General features: G+C 60.7%; 13 protein-coding genes. All 13 read left to right on the forward strand.

The window, feature by feature from the left end; genetic code table 11:
- Positions 1 to 9: 9 nt before the first annotated feature.
- Entirely contained in the window at positions 10 to 1,323 is a 1,314-nt protein-coding gene (gene wbpA, locus E8F12_RS01905) for a UDP-N-acetyl-D-glucosamine 6-dehydrogenase (RefSeq protein WP_280323624.1), read from the forward strand.
- Positions 1,324 to 1,345: 22 nt separating this feature from the next.
- Positions 1,346 to 2,296 carry a UDP-N-acetyl-2-amino-2-deoxy-D-glucuronate oxidase gene (wbpB, locus tag E8F12_RS01910; protein ID WP_280323599.1) on the forward strand — a complete coding sequence of 317 codons (951 nt, stop codon included), beginning with the start codon at positions 1,346 to 1,348 and terminating at the stop codon, positions 2,294 to 2,296.
- An 8-nt stretch (positions 2,297 to 2,304) separates the two neighbouring features.
- On the forward strand, positions 2,305 to 2,886 hold the full coding sequence (wbpD, locus tag E8F12_RS01915) for a UDP-2-acetamido-3-amino-2,3-dideoxy-D-glucuronate N-acetyltransferase (RefSeq protein ID WP_280323600.1): 582 nt from the start codon (positions 2,305 to 2,307) through the stop codon (positions 2,884 to 2,886).
- A 3-nt stretch (positions 2,887 to 2,889) separates the two neighbouring features.
- Positions 2,890 to 3,981 (forward strand): DegT/DnrJ/EryC1/StrS family aminotransferase, encoded by a 1,092-nt coding sequence (locus tag E8F12_RS01920; protein ID WP_280323601.1) that lies wholly within the window; start codon positions 2,890 to 2,892, stop codon positions 3,979 to 3,981.
- Positions 3,969 to 5,261 (forward strand): oligosaccharide flippase family protein, encoded by a 1,293-nt coding sequence (locus E8F12_RS01925; protein ID WP_280323602.1) that lies wholly within the window; start codon positions 3,969 to 3,971, stop codon positions 5,259 to 5,261. The genes E8F12_RS01920 and E8F12_RS01925 overlap by 13 nt, the downstream gene beginning before the upstream one ends.
- 23 nt (positions 5,262 to 5,284) lie before the next feature.
- Positions 5,285 to 7,168 carry an asparagine synthase (glutamine-hydrolyzing) gene (gene asnB / locus E8F12_RS01930; RefSeq protein ID WP_280323603.1) on the forward strand — a complete coding sequence of 628 codons (1,884 nt, stop codon included), beginning with the start codon at positions 5,285 to 5,287 and terminating at the stop codon, positions 7,166 to 7,168.
- A gap of 45 nt (positions 7,169 to 7,213) precedes the next feature.
- Positions 7,214 to 8,461: a hypothetical protein gene (locus E8F12_RS01935; protein ID WP_280323604.1), complete on the forward strand. Its 1,248-nt coding sequence runs from the start codon at positions 7,214 to 7,216 to the stop codon at positions 8,459 to 8,461.
- 118 nt (positions 8,462 to 8,579) lie between these two features.
- Positions 8,580 to 9,653 (forward strand): UDP-N-acetylglucosamine 2-epimerase (non-hydrolyzing), encoded by a 1,074-nt coding sequence (gene wecB / locus E8F12_RS01940; RefSeq protein ID WP_280323605.1) that lies wholly within the window; start codon positions 8,580 to 8,582, stop codon positions 9,651 to 9,653.
- 28 nt (positions 9,654 to 9,681) lie between these two features.
- A complete protein-coding gene (locus tag E8F12_RS01945; protein ID WP_280323606.1) occupies positions 9,682 to 10,974 on the forward strand; it encodes a glycosyltransferase in 1,293 nt (430 codons plus the stop codon).
- Between the two features lie 9 nt (positions 10,975 to 10,983).
- The gene (locus tag E8F12_RS01950) at positions 10,984 to 12,222 is read left to right on the forward strand and encodes a glycosyltransferase family 4 protein (protein ID WP_280323607.1); all 1,239 of its coding nucleotides are present in this window, start codon (positions 10,984 to 10,986) and stop codon (positions 12,220 to 12,222) included.
- 3 nt (positions 12,223 to 12,225) lie between these two features.
- Positions 12,226 to 13,083 carry an SDR family oxidoreductase gene (locus tag E8F12_RS01955; RefSeq protein ID WP_280323608.1) on the forward strand — a complete coding sequence of 286 codons (858 nt, stop codon included), beginning with the start codon at positions 12,226 to 12,228 and terminating at the stop codon, positions 13,081 to 13,083.
- A gap of 31 nt (positions 13,084 to 13,114) precedes the next feature.
- Positions 13,115 to 14,125, forward strand: a complete 1,011-nt coding sequence (locus E8F12_RS01960) for a polysaccharide biosynthesis protein (protein ID WP_280323609.1) — start codon at positions 13,115 to 13,117, stop codon at positions 14,123 to 14,125.
- On the forward strand, positions 14,118 to 15,251 hold the full coding sequence (gene wecB, locus E8F12_RS01965) for a UDP-N-acetylglucosamine 2-epimerase (non-hydrolyzing) (protein ID WP_280323610.1): 1,134 nt from the start codon (positions 14,118 to 14,120) through the stop codon (positions 15,249 to 15,251). The genes E8F12_RS01960 and wecB (E8F12_RS01965) overlap by 8 nt, the downstream gene beginning before the upstream one ends.
- Position 15,252: the final 1 nt, after the last annotated feature.

The following is a 15,252-nucleotide window of genomic DNA, read 5'->3' on the forward strand; positions in this document are numbered from 1 at the left end:
TTTTATCTGATGTCGGGCATCAAGCAGGAAAGTGTCGCTAGATTTAAAAATAAGGAAGCACTTGTAGGCATTGTTGGTCTTGGCTATGTGGGTCTTCCGCTGATGCTGCGTTATAACGCCATCGGTTTCCGCGTGCTTGGCATCGATATCGACGAAAGCAAAGTCGTCAAATTGAATGCGGGCCAAAGCTATATCGAGCATATTCCTGCAGAGAAGATTGCGCAGGCCCGGCAAACCGGCTTCGAGGCGACTGCCGACTTTGCCCGGGCAGCCGAATGTGATGCCCTGATCCTCTGTGTGCCGACGCCGCTGAACAAGTACCGTGAGCCGGACATGAGCTTCGTCATCAATACGACGGACGCCATCAAGCCGTACCTGCGCAAAGGCCAGGTCGTGTCCCTGGAGAGCACCACCTATCCCGGCACCACCGAAGAAGAACTGCTGCCGCGCGTTCAGGAAGGTGGCCTGCGCGTGGGCGAGGACCTCTTCCTGGTCTACTCGCCGGAGCGTGAAGACCCGGGCAACCCGAATTTCGAAACCCGCACCATTCCGAAAGTGATTGGCGGCCACACTCCAGCCTGTCTGGCGGTGGGCGTGGCGCTGTACGAGCAGGCGATCGACCGGGTCGTGTCGGTGAGCTCCACCAAGGCCGCCGAAATGACCAAGCTGCTGGAGAACATCCACCGCGCGGTCAACATCGGCCTGGTCAACGAGATGAAGATCGTCGCCGACCGGATGGGCATCGACATCTTCGAGGTGGTGGATGCCGCCGCCACCAAGCCGTTCGGCTTCACCCCCTACTACCCCGGCCCCGGACTGGGCGGGCACTGCATTCCGATCGACCCCTTCTACCTGACCTGGAAGGCGCGCGAGTACGGCCTGCATACCCGCTTCATCGAGCTGTCCGGCGAGGTCAACCAGGCGATGCCGGAATATGTCGTCGGCAAGCTGATGGACGGCCTGAACGACCGCGGCCGGGCGCTGAAGGGCAGCCGTGTGCTGGTGCTCGGCATCGCCTACAAGAAGAACGTCGACGACATGCGCGAATCGCCGTCGGTCGAGATCATGGAGCTGATCGAGGCCAAGGGCGGCGTCGTGGCCTACAGCGACCCGCATGTGCCGGTGTTCCCGAAGATGCGCGAGCATCATTTCGAGCTGTCCAGCGAACCCCTGACCGCGGAGAATCTCGCCAGTTTCGATGCGGTGGTCCTGGCCACCGACCATGACCGCTTTGACTATGAACTGATCCGCCAGCATGCCCGGCTCCTGGTCGATAGCCGCGGGAAGTACCGTGCCCCGCAGGCGCACATCGTCAAAGCCTGATTCTTCTGTGGAGTATTCCGCCTTGAAACGTTTTGCCCTGATCGGCGCGGCCGGCTACATTGCCCCGCGCCATATGCGTGCCATCAAGGACACCGGCAACCAGCTGGTGTCTGCCTACGACATCAATGATTCGGTCGGGATCATCGACAGCATTTCCCCGCAGAGCGAATTCTTCACCGAGTTCGAGCGCTTCTACGAACATGCCTGGCAGCTGAAGCGCCATCCGCAGACCGCGCTGCAGTATGTGGCCGTCTGCTCGCCCAACTACCTGCACCACCCGCACATCGCCGCCGGGCTGCGCCTGGGCTGCGATGTCATCTGCGAAAAGCCGCTGGTGCCGACGCCGGACGTCCTCGACGAACTGGCCCTGGTCGAGCGTGAGACCGGGCAGCGGGTCTACAACATCCTGCAGCTTCGCCATCACCAGGCCATCCTCGCGCTGAAGGACAAGGTGGGCAGCGCGGCGAATACCCACAAGTACGACGTCGAGCTGACCTACATCACCTCCCGCGGCCGCTGGTACATGGAGAGCTGGAAGGGCGACCCGCGCAAGTCCTTCGGCGTGGCCACCAACATCGGTGTGCACTTCTACGACATGCTGCACTTCATCTTCGGCAAGCTGCAGCGCAATGTCGTCCACTTCGCCGACGAGCAGAAGGCGGCCGGTTACCTGGAATACGAGCGCGCGCGGGTGCGCTGGTTCCTTTCCATCGACGCCCAGGACCTGCCTGAGGCGGTCAGGGGCAAGAAACCTACCTACCGTTCGATCACGGTGGACGGCGAGGAGATGGAATTCTCCGAAGGCTTCACCGACCTGCACACGGTCAGCTACCAGGAAATCCTCGCCGGGCGCGGCTTCGGCATCGAGGACGCGCGCCATTGCGTCGAGACGGTGAACACCATCCGTTCCGCCGCCCGGAGCACGCCGCAGAACGACGAGGGGCATCCGTTCCTCAAGACCCTCACCCTCTGAGGCCGGCCATGAGCTATCAGGTACATCCCAGCGCCATCGTCGACGATGGCGCGGTGATCGGCGAGGGCTCGCGGGTCTGGCACTTCGCGCACGTCTGCGCCGGGGCGCGGATCGGGCGCGGCTGCTCGCTCGGTCAGAACGTCTTCGTCGGCAATCAGGTCGTGATCGGCGACCAGGTCAAGATCCAGAACAACGTGTCGGTCTACGACAACGTCACCCTCGAGGATGGCGTGTTCTGTGGGCCGAGCATGGTCTTCACCAACGTCTACAATCCGCGCTCGCTGATCGAGCGCAAGAGCGAGTATCGCAACACCCTGGTCAAGCGCGGCGCGACGCTCGGCGCCAACTGCACCATCGTCTGCGGCGTCACCATTGGCGAATTCGCCTTCGTCGGTGCCGGCGCGGTGGTCAACAAGGATGTCCCGGGCTACGCCCTGATGGTCGGGGTGCCGGCGCGCCAGATCGGCTGGATGAGCGAATTCGGCGAGCAACTGGACCTGCCGCTGGAGGGGGAGGGCGAGGCCCGCTGCCTGCACAGCGGCGTCCGCTACCGGCTCAATGGCAAGCAAATCAGCAAGTTGGATGCTTAATTCATGATCGAATTCATTGATCTCAAAGCGCAGCAGGCCCGCATCAAGGAGCAGATCGATGCCGGTGTGCAGCGGGTCATGGCCCATGGCCAGTTCATCCTCGGCCCGGAAGTGACGGAGCTGGAAGAAAAGTTGGCGGCCTTTGTCGGCGTCAAGCACTGCATCTCCTGCGCCAATGGCACCGATGCCCTGCAGATCGCCCAGATGGCCCTGGGTATCGGTCCGGGGGATGAAGTCATCACCCCGGGGTTCACCTACATCGCGACCGCCGAGACGGTCGCGCTGCTGGGTGCCAAGCCGGTCTACGTGGATGTCGACCCGCGGACCTACAACCTCGACCCGGCCCAGCTCGAAGCGGCCATCACGCCGCGTACCAAGGCGATCATTCCGGTCTCGCTCTACGGCCAGTGCGCCGATTTCGATGCGATCAATGCCATCGCGGCCCGGCACGGCATCCCGGTGATCGAGGATGCGGCGCAGAGCTTCGGCGCCTCCTACAAGGGGCGGCGTTCCTGCGGGCTCAGCACCATCGCCTGCACCAGTTTCTTCCCGAGCAAGCCGCTGGGCTGCTATGGCGACGGCGGGGCGATCTTCACCAACGACGACGAACTCGCCCTGGTGCTGCGGCAGATCGCACGGCATGGCCAGGATCGCCGCTATCACCACATCCGCGTCGGGGTCAACAGTCGGCTGGATACCCTGCAGGCGGCGATCCTGCTGCCCAAGCTGGCGATCTTCGAGGAGGAGATCACCCTGCGCCAGGTCGCGGCCCGCCACTACGACGAGCTGCTGGCGGCGGCGGGGGTAACCAGCACGCCGTACGTCGAGGCGCACAACCTCAGCGTCTATGCGCAGTACACCGTGCGGGTGGCGAATCGTGCGGCCGTGCAGGAGCACCTCAAAGGGCTCGGCGTACCGACCGCGGTGCATTACCCCATCCCGTTGAACAAGCAGCCTGCCGTGGCCGATGCCCAGGTGAAGCTGCCGGTGGGTGATGCGGTGGCCGAGCAGGTCATCAGCCTGCCGATGCACCCCTACATCAGCGAGGAAGATCAGAAGATCGTCGCGGGCGGGCTTTCCGGTTGGAAGGAGTAAAGGTTCTGGGCTGGAAAGACCGGCTGCTCAACAACCGCTTCCTGACTGGGGTACTCACGCTAGCGTCAGCGACGGCGGCAGGCCAGATCATTCTCGTTCTGGCCACCCCGTTGCTCACGCGCCTCTACACGCCGGAGCAGTTTGGCCTGCTGGCGGTGTTCATCGCCGTGATGTCGGTCGTCCTGGTGGTTTCCAGCCTGAGGTACGAGATCGCCATTCCATTGCCCAGGCACGCCTGGAATGCGCGGCTGCTGTTGCATCTGTCGCTGGCGATCAACCTGGTCATGGCTGCCGTGTCCCTCGTCGTGGTCGCCGTGTTCCGGGAGGATATCGCTCGCCTGACCAAGAACCCGGGCCTGGCCGATTACCTTTGGCTGTTGCCGGTCGCCATTGTCTTCGCCGGCTCGTACAAGGCCCTGAGCTACTGGGCGGTGCGCAACAGCGACTATCCGGTGATCGCGCGTACGAAGATCGTGCAGAGCATTGCCAACGTGGCGACTCAGGTCGTGACTGGCCTAATTGGCCTCGGGGCCCTGGGCCTGATCCTCGGTCAGGTGATAGGGCAGACGGCTGGTGCCGCGCGTTTGGCAAAGGGCTCGGGCCTGCGCGAAGGGTTTTCCCTGGCGTCGTTAAGCGGGGCACGGGCGCGAGCGCTCCTGCGTGAGCATCGGCACTTCCCGAAATACGATGCGCCGGCTGCGACCGTAGACGCCTTGAGCGTGCAATTGCCGAACGTGCTCCTCGCGGCACTGTTCAGCCCTTTCATTGCAGGTCTGTACATGCTGGCCGAGCGCGTGCTGTCGATGCCGATGGGGTTGCTCGGCCAGGCGGTGGGGCAGGTCCTGTTCGGCAGCAGTCGCGAGGCACTCAAGAATGGCACGCTGGACAGGCTGGCGCTGAAGATCGTGTCCGGCCTGTCTGCGATCATCTTGGTCCCGGTGATCGTCGTCTTTTTCTGGGCCGGGGATCTGTTCGCCTGGATATTCGGCGAAGCCTGGCAAGAGTCGGGTGTCTATGCCAGTTGGATGATGCTCGGGCTGTCGGTGCAGTTCCTGTATTCGCCCATCTCCATGGTGCTCATGGCCACCAATGGGCAAAAGATCAATCTGTTTATCCATCTCTTCATGCTGTTTGCAAAAACGGCTGTGCTTCTATATGGCTACCACCTCGGCAGCCCGCTTGCGGCCATCATCGGCTTCTCGATGGTCGGTGTCGTGGGATATGCAGCTTCGATATTGATAATTCTGGCGCATGCAAGGAAATACAGCGCCAGGTCCTGATTTCTACTGAGTACAGAACAACTATGTGCGGGATTGTCGGTGGCTACTGGAAGGGTGCAGAGCAGGGCGTGGAGGGAAGGCTAGATGCCGCTCTTCGGCGCATGCATCATCGTGGCCCGGATGATAAGGGTTTCGAGCTGAACAATGCGTCGAACGGCATTGTGGCTCTCGGTCATACTCGGCTTTCGATCATCGACCTGTCGTCTGCTGGCCATCAGCCCATGTATTCCAGGGATGGCCGCTATGCAATCGTGTTTAACGGGGAGATCTACAACTACCGGGAATTGCGCGAGGAGTTGCGCACGACAGGCGTCCAGTTCCATTCCGACTCCGATACGGAAGTCCTGCTCCAGGCCTGGATCGCGTGGGGCGAGCGTTGCTTGCCTCGCCTGCAAGGCATGTTCGCTTTCGTGATCCATGACCGGCATGCCGAAACCCTTACCTGCGTGAGAGATGCATTTGGCATCAAGCCGTTCTTCTACACCTGGTCACCGGGACGCTTCGCCTTCGCGTCCGAGCTGCCCGCGCTGCTTGCGCTGCTGCCGAACAAGCCGAAGATCGACTGGCAACGCAGTTACGATTATCTGGTCAATGCCGACTACGACAGCCAGGCACGTACTTTCGTCGAGGGTACCTACCACCTTCCCCCGGCCCACATGATGGTGCTGGATCTCAAATCGGGCATGCTCGCGGAACCGGCGCCCTGGTGGCGGCCAAGCCCGGTCCAGACGTCTTCGCTGACCTTTGCCCAGGCAACCGAGGCTGTGCGCGAACAGTTTCTGGACAATGTCCGGCTCCACCTGCGAAGCGACGTGCCCCTGGGGGCGGCGCTGTCCGGCGGGATCGACTCCTCTGCGGTCGTATGCGCCATGCGTCATGTGGACCCGGAAAGCCCGATTCACACGTTCAGCTTCATCGCCGACGGGAGTCCGTTGTCCGAAGAGCACTGGGTCGACCAGATCAATGCGCACGTCGGGGCGACTCCCCACAAGTTCGTGGCCACCGGTGATGAGCTGGTTCGTGACCTGGATGACATGATCCGGGTACAGGGCGAGCCGTTCGGGAGTACCAGTATCTATGCCCAGTACCGGGTGTTCCAGAAAGCCAAGGAGTCCGGCATCACCGTGACCCTGGATGGCCAGGGCGCCGACGAGCTGCTTGCCGGCTATTCGGGATACCCTGGACTGCGTCTGCTCAGCCTGCTGGAGAGCGGCCAGTTCGGCGAGGCCATGGGTTTCGCGCGGCGCTGGAGCCAGTGGCCGGGGCGCCGTCAGCGTCATGCCTGGATGCACCTGATGCAACTGGTCATGCCTGATGGTCTGTACGACATGGCCAAAGGCACCATGGGTAACAGCAACTCGCCGGCCTGGCTCAAGGCCGACATGCTCAGGGAGTCCGGCGTCAATCTGCGGGAGACTCGGCACGGCATTCGCCAGGACGGCCGTGGCCGCCGCGTGATCGAGCGCTTGCTGAGCTCGCTGCGCCACCGTGGACTGCCCGAACTCCTGCGTCATGCCGACCGCAACTCGATGCGCTTCTCCGTCGAGAGCCGCGTGCCCTTCCTGACGCTGCCCATGGCCGAGCTCCTGCTGGGGCTCCCCGAGCACTACCTGATCTCGCCGGCAGGGGAGACCAAGAGCGTGTTCCGTGCCGCAATGCGCGGGATAGTGCCCGACCATGTCCTAGATCGTAAGGACAAGATCGGTTTCGCGACGCCGGAGAAAGAGTGGCTGATGAATGTGTCGCCGATGATCCGGGAGTGGCTGCGCAGCAGTGAAGACATTCCTTTCCTGCAGCATGCCCGGCTACTGGAGAGTTTTGATGAGATCATGGCAGGGCGGCGCCCGTTCAGTTGGCAGGTGTGGCGCTGGGTCAACTATTGCAGGTGGTACCAAATGGTGAATTGAAGAAATGCTGGTGGGCTCGTTGAGCTTCGTGGAATAGAGGTCGATATGTCGGTTCAGGTATTCAAGTACTTCAGGGCGCAATACGCCGCGACGATATTTTCGCTCGCCTTGCTATTGGGTTATGGAGGCGGGGCGTTGTTCGCGTACTTCAGTACTGACAACGGTTATTTTGTCGACCTCGCATTCCTGGCCCTGGTTTCTTCGGTCACCGTTTTCGTCTTTTCAAAGGTTTCGCTGATTCGCGAACGGATCATCGGACCCAAGATAATCCTGGGGGTTGGACTGCTATTTCTCGCCGTCTTCGGCCTGTTTGCCTGCTTTGCTGCGATGGTGCTGGGGACGGCCGAAGGGATTCCTCTGCTCGCCTGGTTCGCCGGCGCGGACCCGGAAACCCTGGTGGTGCTGCGGGAGAAGTTCCTCAAGGCCCGTGAGGGTTGGCAGGCGATTTTCCCCTATATCAATGGCCTTTTTACCGGCGCCCTCATTCCCTACTGCCTGGCCTATTTCTTCCTGGAAAAATTCAAGTGGCGCTGGCTGGCCTTCTTCGCCTTTCTGGCGTACTGCCTCGTCTTCATCGAGAAGGTGTTCTTCCTGAAGGCGATGATTCCCTTGCTTTATGTCGCCTTCTGCGTTCGCTCAGGTTCGCTTTCAACATTCGTCTTTGTCGCGTCTCTGTGCGTTTCGATCGTGATTTTCCTGGGGGTCGTTTCCGGTTTTGGCAGCGGTATCGAAGAGAGCAGCGGGGACTTCTTCTCCGGTCAGTATCGAGCCGTCGGTACATTGAATTACCTTGCCTGGCGAGCTATTGCCGTACCAATATTCACCGCCGCCGACGCGCTGGCCTATTTCTCCGAAGGATTACATTCCAACCTCCTGATGGGCGCGACCAGTTCGCTGCTGTCGGCAATCTTCGGGCTTGAAAGGGTCGAGTTCGAGCACCTGGTGTTCGAATACCAGTGGGGGCAGACGGAAACGGGTACCGGTTCGGCCAACTCGGTTTATTTCGTGGATGCCTATGTCAATTTCGGAATGATGGGTGTGGTCCTGTTTTCCGCGATCATCGGCGTCATATTCAGGATGATCGCCAATAGTACCGACGAGGCGCTGCACGCCATATGGCCCCTGTTTGCCTTTGGTCTCTACGTTTCCGGCCTGGTCGGAAACCTGGCCAGTAACGGTTTCATTCTGATTTTCCTGTTCTGTGCGATCGCTCAGGTCAGGCACTACAAGACGCGAAGAAGAGATATATCCGGTGGTATGCACGCACCGGCACTCCTGCCAGAAAGCCGATGAGGGGCGGGGAGGGGGGAATTCGTGCTGAATCGGGGCTGATTATCCGCGGTCGATTTTATGGGGACCGCTGTAACTTGGTGCTTCCAGTCAACGCTTTTATGTTTTTGCCGAGGTGTATGTGAAAATCTTGACCATTGTTGGAGCCCGCCCCCAGTTCATCAAGGCCGCCACGGTCAGCCGGGTAATCCGCAAGTCCGCGACCTGCTCGGAAGTCATGGTGCATACCGGCCAGCACTTCGACGCGAACATGTCCGATGTGTTCTTCCAGGAGCTGGATATCCCTGAGCCGGCCTACAACCTCGGCGTAGGTGGCGGCACCCACGGCCAGAACACTGGACGGATGCTTGAAGCCATCGAGACCGTGATGCTCAAGGAGCGCCCTGATGTCACCTTGGTCTACGGCGACACTGACTCCACCCTGGCAGGGGCCCTGGCGGCGGCCAAGATTCATGTTCCGGTGGTGCACGTGGAGGCGGGGCTGAGGTCCTTCAACAAGCGGATGCCCGAAGAAATCAATCGGCAACTCACCGATCACATCAGTTCGCTGCTGCTGACGCCCAACAATGTCGCGGTGGAGAACCTCGCCAAGGAAGGGATTACGGGTCCCCGGGTGCGGAACGTGGGTGACGTCATGTACGACGCGGCACTGTTCTTTGGCGAGAAGGCAGAGCGCACGAGCAGGATTCTCGAGCGGCTCGACCTGGCCTCAAAGAGCTTCGTCCTGGCGACCGTGCACCGTCAGGAAAACACCGACGACGCCAAACGGTTGGGCTCGATCCTGGATGGGTTCGCCAGAATGGCGCGCCCTGTGGTACTGCCCCTGCACCCGCGGACCAAGCAGCGAATCGCTTCTTTCGGCTTGCAGGTCCCTGGCAATGTCTGGATCGTGGAGCCCCTCGGCTACATCGACATGGTGATGCTCGAGAAGCATGCGTCCCTGGTCGCCACCGACTCCGGCGGCGTGCAGAAGGAAGCCTATTTCCATGGCGTGCCCTGCCTGACCCTGCGTGATGAAACCGAATGGGTCGAACTCGTCGAGCTGGGGTGGAATACCTTGCTGTCTCCCGAAGCTGCGGACTTCCTGGACAAGGTCAGCGTGTTGCCCGCGCCGGGGGTTCCGGGCGCCTCGCCGTACGGGAATGGCCAGGCCGCCGACCTGGTGATCGATGCTATCGTCAATGCCTTTCGCTGATCTGATTTCGACTGGAACATAGCTTCTGATGAATATTCTTGTGATATCCAGTTACTTCGGGCCGGAAACCTCGGTCGGAGTGCTCAGGATCAATGCCTTCGTCAAGTACTGGTCGCAGCGTGGCCACAAGGTCCATGTGGTGACCATGCCCTACTCGGGCGAGTTGCCGAAAGACCTGAAGGACAACGCCAATGTGACTGTGCATCAGGTGGCACCTTTCTTCATCGGAGGGCGGCAGTCCGGAGGCGTACAGGGATATTCCAAAGGCGCCAAGGGACGTGTCAGGAAGCTGATCAATTTCCAGTACTGGCTGAAAAGGAAGTTCCTGTCCAACTACCTCGATCCGCGCCTGTTGTGGTGGCCCAGGGTCTCCCAGTTCGTCTGCAAGACCCTGGCCAGGGAAAACAAGTTCGATTTCATGATTTCCACTGTGCCTTCCTATACGGCCCACTCCGCTGCGGCTGCGATCAAGTTCTTCAATCGCGATATCCCCTGGGTAGCGGACTACCGGGACCTGTGGTCGGGAAATCCGATCTTTCCGGGTTGCGCGCCGGTCCGCGTCTTCGAGCGCTGGCACGAGAGGCTGGTGCTGAGCAATGCGGACCTGATCGTTTCGATCAATGAGCCATTGATCTCAGAATTGAAGGAACTGCACGGCAACAGGAAGTACTTGGTGGTCCCCAATGGCTTCGATGACCGGGAAGTCGAAGTCTTTCGCAGCATCGAAGTCGAGGGCAATGCGGGCGAGGTCAACATCGTCTATGCCGGCAGCATTCTCCCAGGCCTGCAGGATCCCACACCGCTGTTCCAGGCACTCAAGGAACTCGCCCAGGAGGGCAAGATCAGCTCCGGCGACGTGTCCGTGAAGTTCTACGGCGATTATTCGGCGCTCGAGAACTTCCCGTTGGCCTTCGATCCCGTCGTCCAGGACTACATCGATCTCTGTGGAAAGGTACCCCGCCAGGAAATCCTGCGTGTGCAGAAGAATGCGGACTTTCTGCTCTTCCTCGGTTCGAAGCCGGTTGTCAGTAACGTGGGTTCTACCACCGGGGTCGTCAGCGGCAAGATATTCGAATATCTGATTTCCGGCACTGAAGTGATGGCTATCGGTGTCACGGACGACATGCTGGTGGCGGAAATGCTGGACAAGTCTGCGGTCGGTGACCACTACGGTTTCGACGTCGCCAAACTCAAGAAGCGGGTACTCGACGCGCTGGCCTCCGGCGTGCGCAAGGTCGAGCCGAACATGGATTATCTCAACCAGTTCCGGCGTAGCGTTCAGGCCGAAAGCCTGATCAGCGAAGTCAACAACATAATGTAACCGGCCGACGTGAAATTCCTGCTCGTATCCCAGTATTTCTGGCCGGAAAGCTTCATCATCAATGACCTTGTCCGCAAGTTGGTGGAACAAGGCCATGAAGTGGTAGTCGCTACCGGAAAACCCAACTATCCCAATGGGGATGTCTTCCCCGGCTACACGGCCAAGGGGATTCAACGAGAGCGATTTGCAGAATCGGTCGAACTGCTGCGTGTTCCGCTCTGGCCCAGGGGGCAGGGCGGTGCCTTGAATCTGGCCCTGAACTACCTGTCCTTCGTCGCGACCGGCCTGCTTTGCTTGCCGTGGCTGCTGCGTGGGCGGAAGTTCGACGCGATCCTGGTCTTTGCCCCCTCGCCGATTACCCAGGTCATACCTGCGATTCTGCTGAAGTGGCTCAAGCGTGCGCACCTGGCTGTCTGGGTCCAGGACCTCTGGCCGGAAAGCCTCGCCGCCACGGGTTTCGTGCGCAATCCCAAGGTGCTCAAGGCGGTCGGCTGGATGGTGCGCGGCATTTACGCATGCTGCGACACCCTGCTGATCCAGTCGCGTGCTTTCGCGGACCCGGTTGCTCGATATGCCCGTCGCGAAAAGCTCGTGTACTACCCCAATTCCATTGCCGCAGAGCCTGCGGTGGATACTGCCGAGACGGTGCCGGACGAGCTTTGCCGGGAGTTGGAGCAGAGCTTCAGCGTAGTCTTCGCCGGCAACATCGGAACGGCCCAGGCCATCGAAACTCTGGTCGGCGCGGCCGAGCTGCTTAGGGCCGAGGAGGGGCTCAGGCTGGTTCTGGTCGGGAGTGGCAGCAAGCTGGACTGGGTCCGCGAGCGGAAGCAAGCGCTCAAGCTGGACAACCTGACGCTGGCCGGGCGTTTCCCTATGTCGACGATGCCGCATATATTCGAGCGGGCCTCAGCGCTCCTGGTTTCGCTCAGGGACGAAGAGATTTTCGCGTATACCATTCCGAGCAAGGTGCAGGCCTATCTCGCCGCCGGTCGGCCGGTGATCGCCTCGTTGCGCGGCGAGGGCGCCCGTGTGGTCGAAGAGGCTGGTGCGGGCAGGATATGCGAGCCGGAAAATGCGCGGGCCCTGGCGGACAGCATCCTGGCGCTCAAGGCGATGACGCCGGCGGAGCGAGAGGCTGCAGGCCGGTCAGGGCGGGCTTACTTCAATGAACATTTCGACATGGATCGGCAGGTGAAGCGACTGGTGGAGATCCTCGGGTCGCGAGCAACCGAAGCAAGGGGCGTTTGAGAGATGAAAGTGCTGGTTTTGGGTGTCACCGGCATGCTTGGGCATGACGTATTCAAGGTGCTGCGCGAGGCTCAAGGGCTTGAGGTCTGGGGGACCTTGCGCAGCGCCGGCGCGCTGCGCCATTTCACCGATGACCAGCGGCAGCGACTGCTGACCGGGGTGGACGTCCTCGATCAGGACGGGCTGGTCAATGCGCTGGCGCGCGTGCAGCCCGACGTGGTGGTCAACTGCGTCGGCCTGATCAAGCAACTGGCCGATGCCAAAGACCCGCTGTCGGCGTTGCCGATCAACGCCATGCTGCCGCACCGGCTGGCCAAGCTCTGCCAACTGCTTGGGGCCCGCCTGATCCACGTGAGCACCGATTGTGTGTTCTCCGGCCGCAAGGGCATGTATGTCGAGTCCGACCTGTCCGATGCCGAGGACCTCTACGGCAAGTCGAAGTACATTGGCGAATTGCATGACCTGCCGCACGCCATCACCCTGCGGACTTCGATCATCGGCCATGAACTGGGAAGCAATTTCGCCCTGGTCGACTGGTTCCTGTCCCAGGAAGGGCGGGTCAAGGGTTATCGCAAGGCCATCTTCTCGGGACTGCCCACGGTAGAGCTGGCGCAGGTGATTCGTGACCATGTGATTCCCGCACCGCAATTGAGCGGGCTCTACCACGTGTCGGTGGATCCGATCGACAAGTACACCCTGCTCAACCTGGTTGCCCAAGTGTATGGCAAGGAGATCGAAATAGTGGGTGACGATCAGGTGGAGATCGATCGCTCTCTGGATTCTTCGCGATTCCGCAGGGACACGGGCTATACGCCGCAGGCCTGGCCCGAACTTATCAAGCTGATGCGCGATCAGCGTTGAATCATTTCATATTGAATTCTGGTGGTTGATTATGTTTGACGACAAGATCCTGATGATTACCGGTGGTACCGGTTCTTTCGGCAATACAGTGTTGAAGCGTTTCCTGGATACCAACGTGAAGGAAATCCGGGTGTTCAGCCGTGACGAGAAGAAACAGGAAGACATGCGCATCGCCCTGGCGAACGACAAGGTCAAGTTCTTCATCGGTGATGTTCGCGACTACGATAGCCTGGCGAATGCGATGGTCGGTGTGGATTACATTTTCCACGCCGCGGCCCTGAAGCAGGTTCCCTCTTGCGAGTTCTATCCGATGGAGGCGGTCAAGACCAACGTGATCGGCACCGAAAACGTGCTGAACGCGGCAGTCGCCAATGGCGTGAAGCGCGTCGTGGTCCTCAGCACCGACAAGGCGGTCTACCCGATCAATGCCATGGGCATCTCCAAGGCGATGGCGGAGAAGCTGATGGTCGCCAAATCGCGGATCATTCCCGAGAGTGGCCCGGTCATCTGCGCCACGCGCTATGGCAACGTAATGGCGTCGCGCGGCTCGGTAATCCCTCTGTTCATCGACCAGCTTAAGTCGGGTGAGCCCCTCACCGTGACCGATCCGAACATGACACGTTTCCTGATGTCACTGGAAGATTCGGTGGACCTGGTGCTGCACGCTTTCGAGCATGCCCTGCAGGGCGATATCTTCGTGCAGAAGGCGCCCGCCTCGACCGTGGCCGACCTGGCCCAGGCCCTCAAGGAGCTTTTTGCCCGCGAAAACCCGGTGAAGGTGATCGGCACCCGGCATGGCGAGAAGCTTTACGAATCGCTCATTTCCCGTGAGGAGATGGCAAAGGCCGAGGACATGGGGCGTTACTACCGGATTCCGGCCGACAACCGCGACCTCAACTACAAGAAGTACTTCGTCGAGGGGGAAACCCATATATCCGAACTGGATGACTACACCTCGCACAACACCGAGCGCCTCGATGTGCCCGGTATCAAGGAGGTGCTGCTGAAGCTGGACTACATCCAGGAGGAACTCGATGCTTAAGGTGATGACCCTGGTCGGTACCCGGCCCGAACTGATCAAGATGAGCCGTGTGATCGCGGAATTGGACAAGCAGGTGCAGCATGTCCTGGTGCATTCCGGCCAGAACTACGACTACGAGCTCAACCAGGTCTTCTTCGATGACCTGGAGATCCGCAAGCCGGACCACTTCCTCGGGGCGGCGGGCGAAACCGCGGCGAAGACGATCGCCGAGGTGATCTCCAAGGCCGACGAAGTCCTGGACCTGGAAAAACCCGATGCGCTGTTGCTCTACGGCGATACCAACACCTGCCTGGCGGTCATCGCCGCCAAGCGCCGCAAGATCCCGGTATTCCATATGGAGGCGGGTAACCGCTGTTTCGACCAGCGGGTGCCCGAGGAGCTCAACCGCAAGGTCCTCGACCACCTGAGCGATATCAACATGGTCCTGACCGAGCATGCCCGGCGCTACCTGATCGCCGAGGGGATCCGCCCCGAGACGATCATCAAGACCGGCTCGCACATGGAGGAAGTGCTCGACTACTACCTGCCCCGCATCCAGGCGTCGGACGTGTTGTCGAGAGAGGGGCTCGAGGAAGGCCGGTTCTTCATTGTCAGCACCCACCGCGAAGAGAACGTCGACACGCCGGAAAACCTGCGTGACCTGCTCGAGACCCTGCGGGAACTGGCCGACACCTACCAGTACCCGATCATCGTGTCCACGCACCCGCGTACCCGCAAGCGCCTGGAGGCCCTTGGCGAATCGCTCGACCATCCGCTCATTCGATTCGTGAAGCCGTTCGGCCTGCTGGACTACATCAAGCTGCAGATGTCGGCGTTCTGCGTGCTCTCCGACAGCGGCACCATCACCGAGGAAGCGTCGCTGCTGAATCTGCCGGCCATCACCATCCGCAATGCCCATGAGCGCCCGGAAGGCATGGATGAAGGCACCCTGATCATGAGTGGCCTCAAGTCCGGGCGGGTCCTGGATGCCGTGCGAGTGGTGACGAGCCAACATGACCGCAATGCCCGGGTCATTCCGGTGGTCAGGGACTACCAGGCGGGCCCGGTGTCCAAGCAGGTCGTGAGGGTCGTCTTGAGCTACACCGACTACATCAACCGCACAGTCTGGTCAAAGGCTCCGCAGTAGA

The sequence above is a fragment of the Pseudomonas sp. BN102 genome (assembly GCF_029871245.1).
In the GTDB taxonomy this organism is placed as follows: Bacteria; Pseudomonadota; Gammaproteobacteria; order Pseudomonadales; family Pseudomonadaceae; genus Metapseudomonas.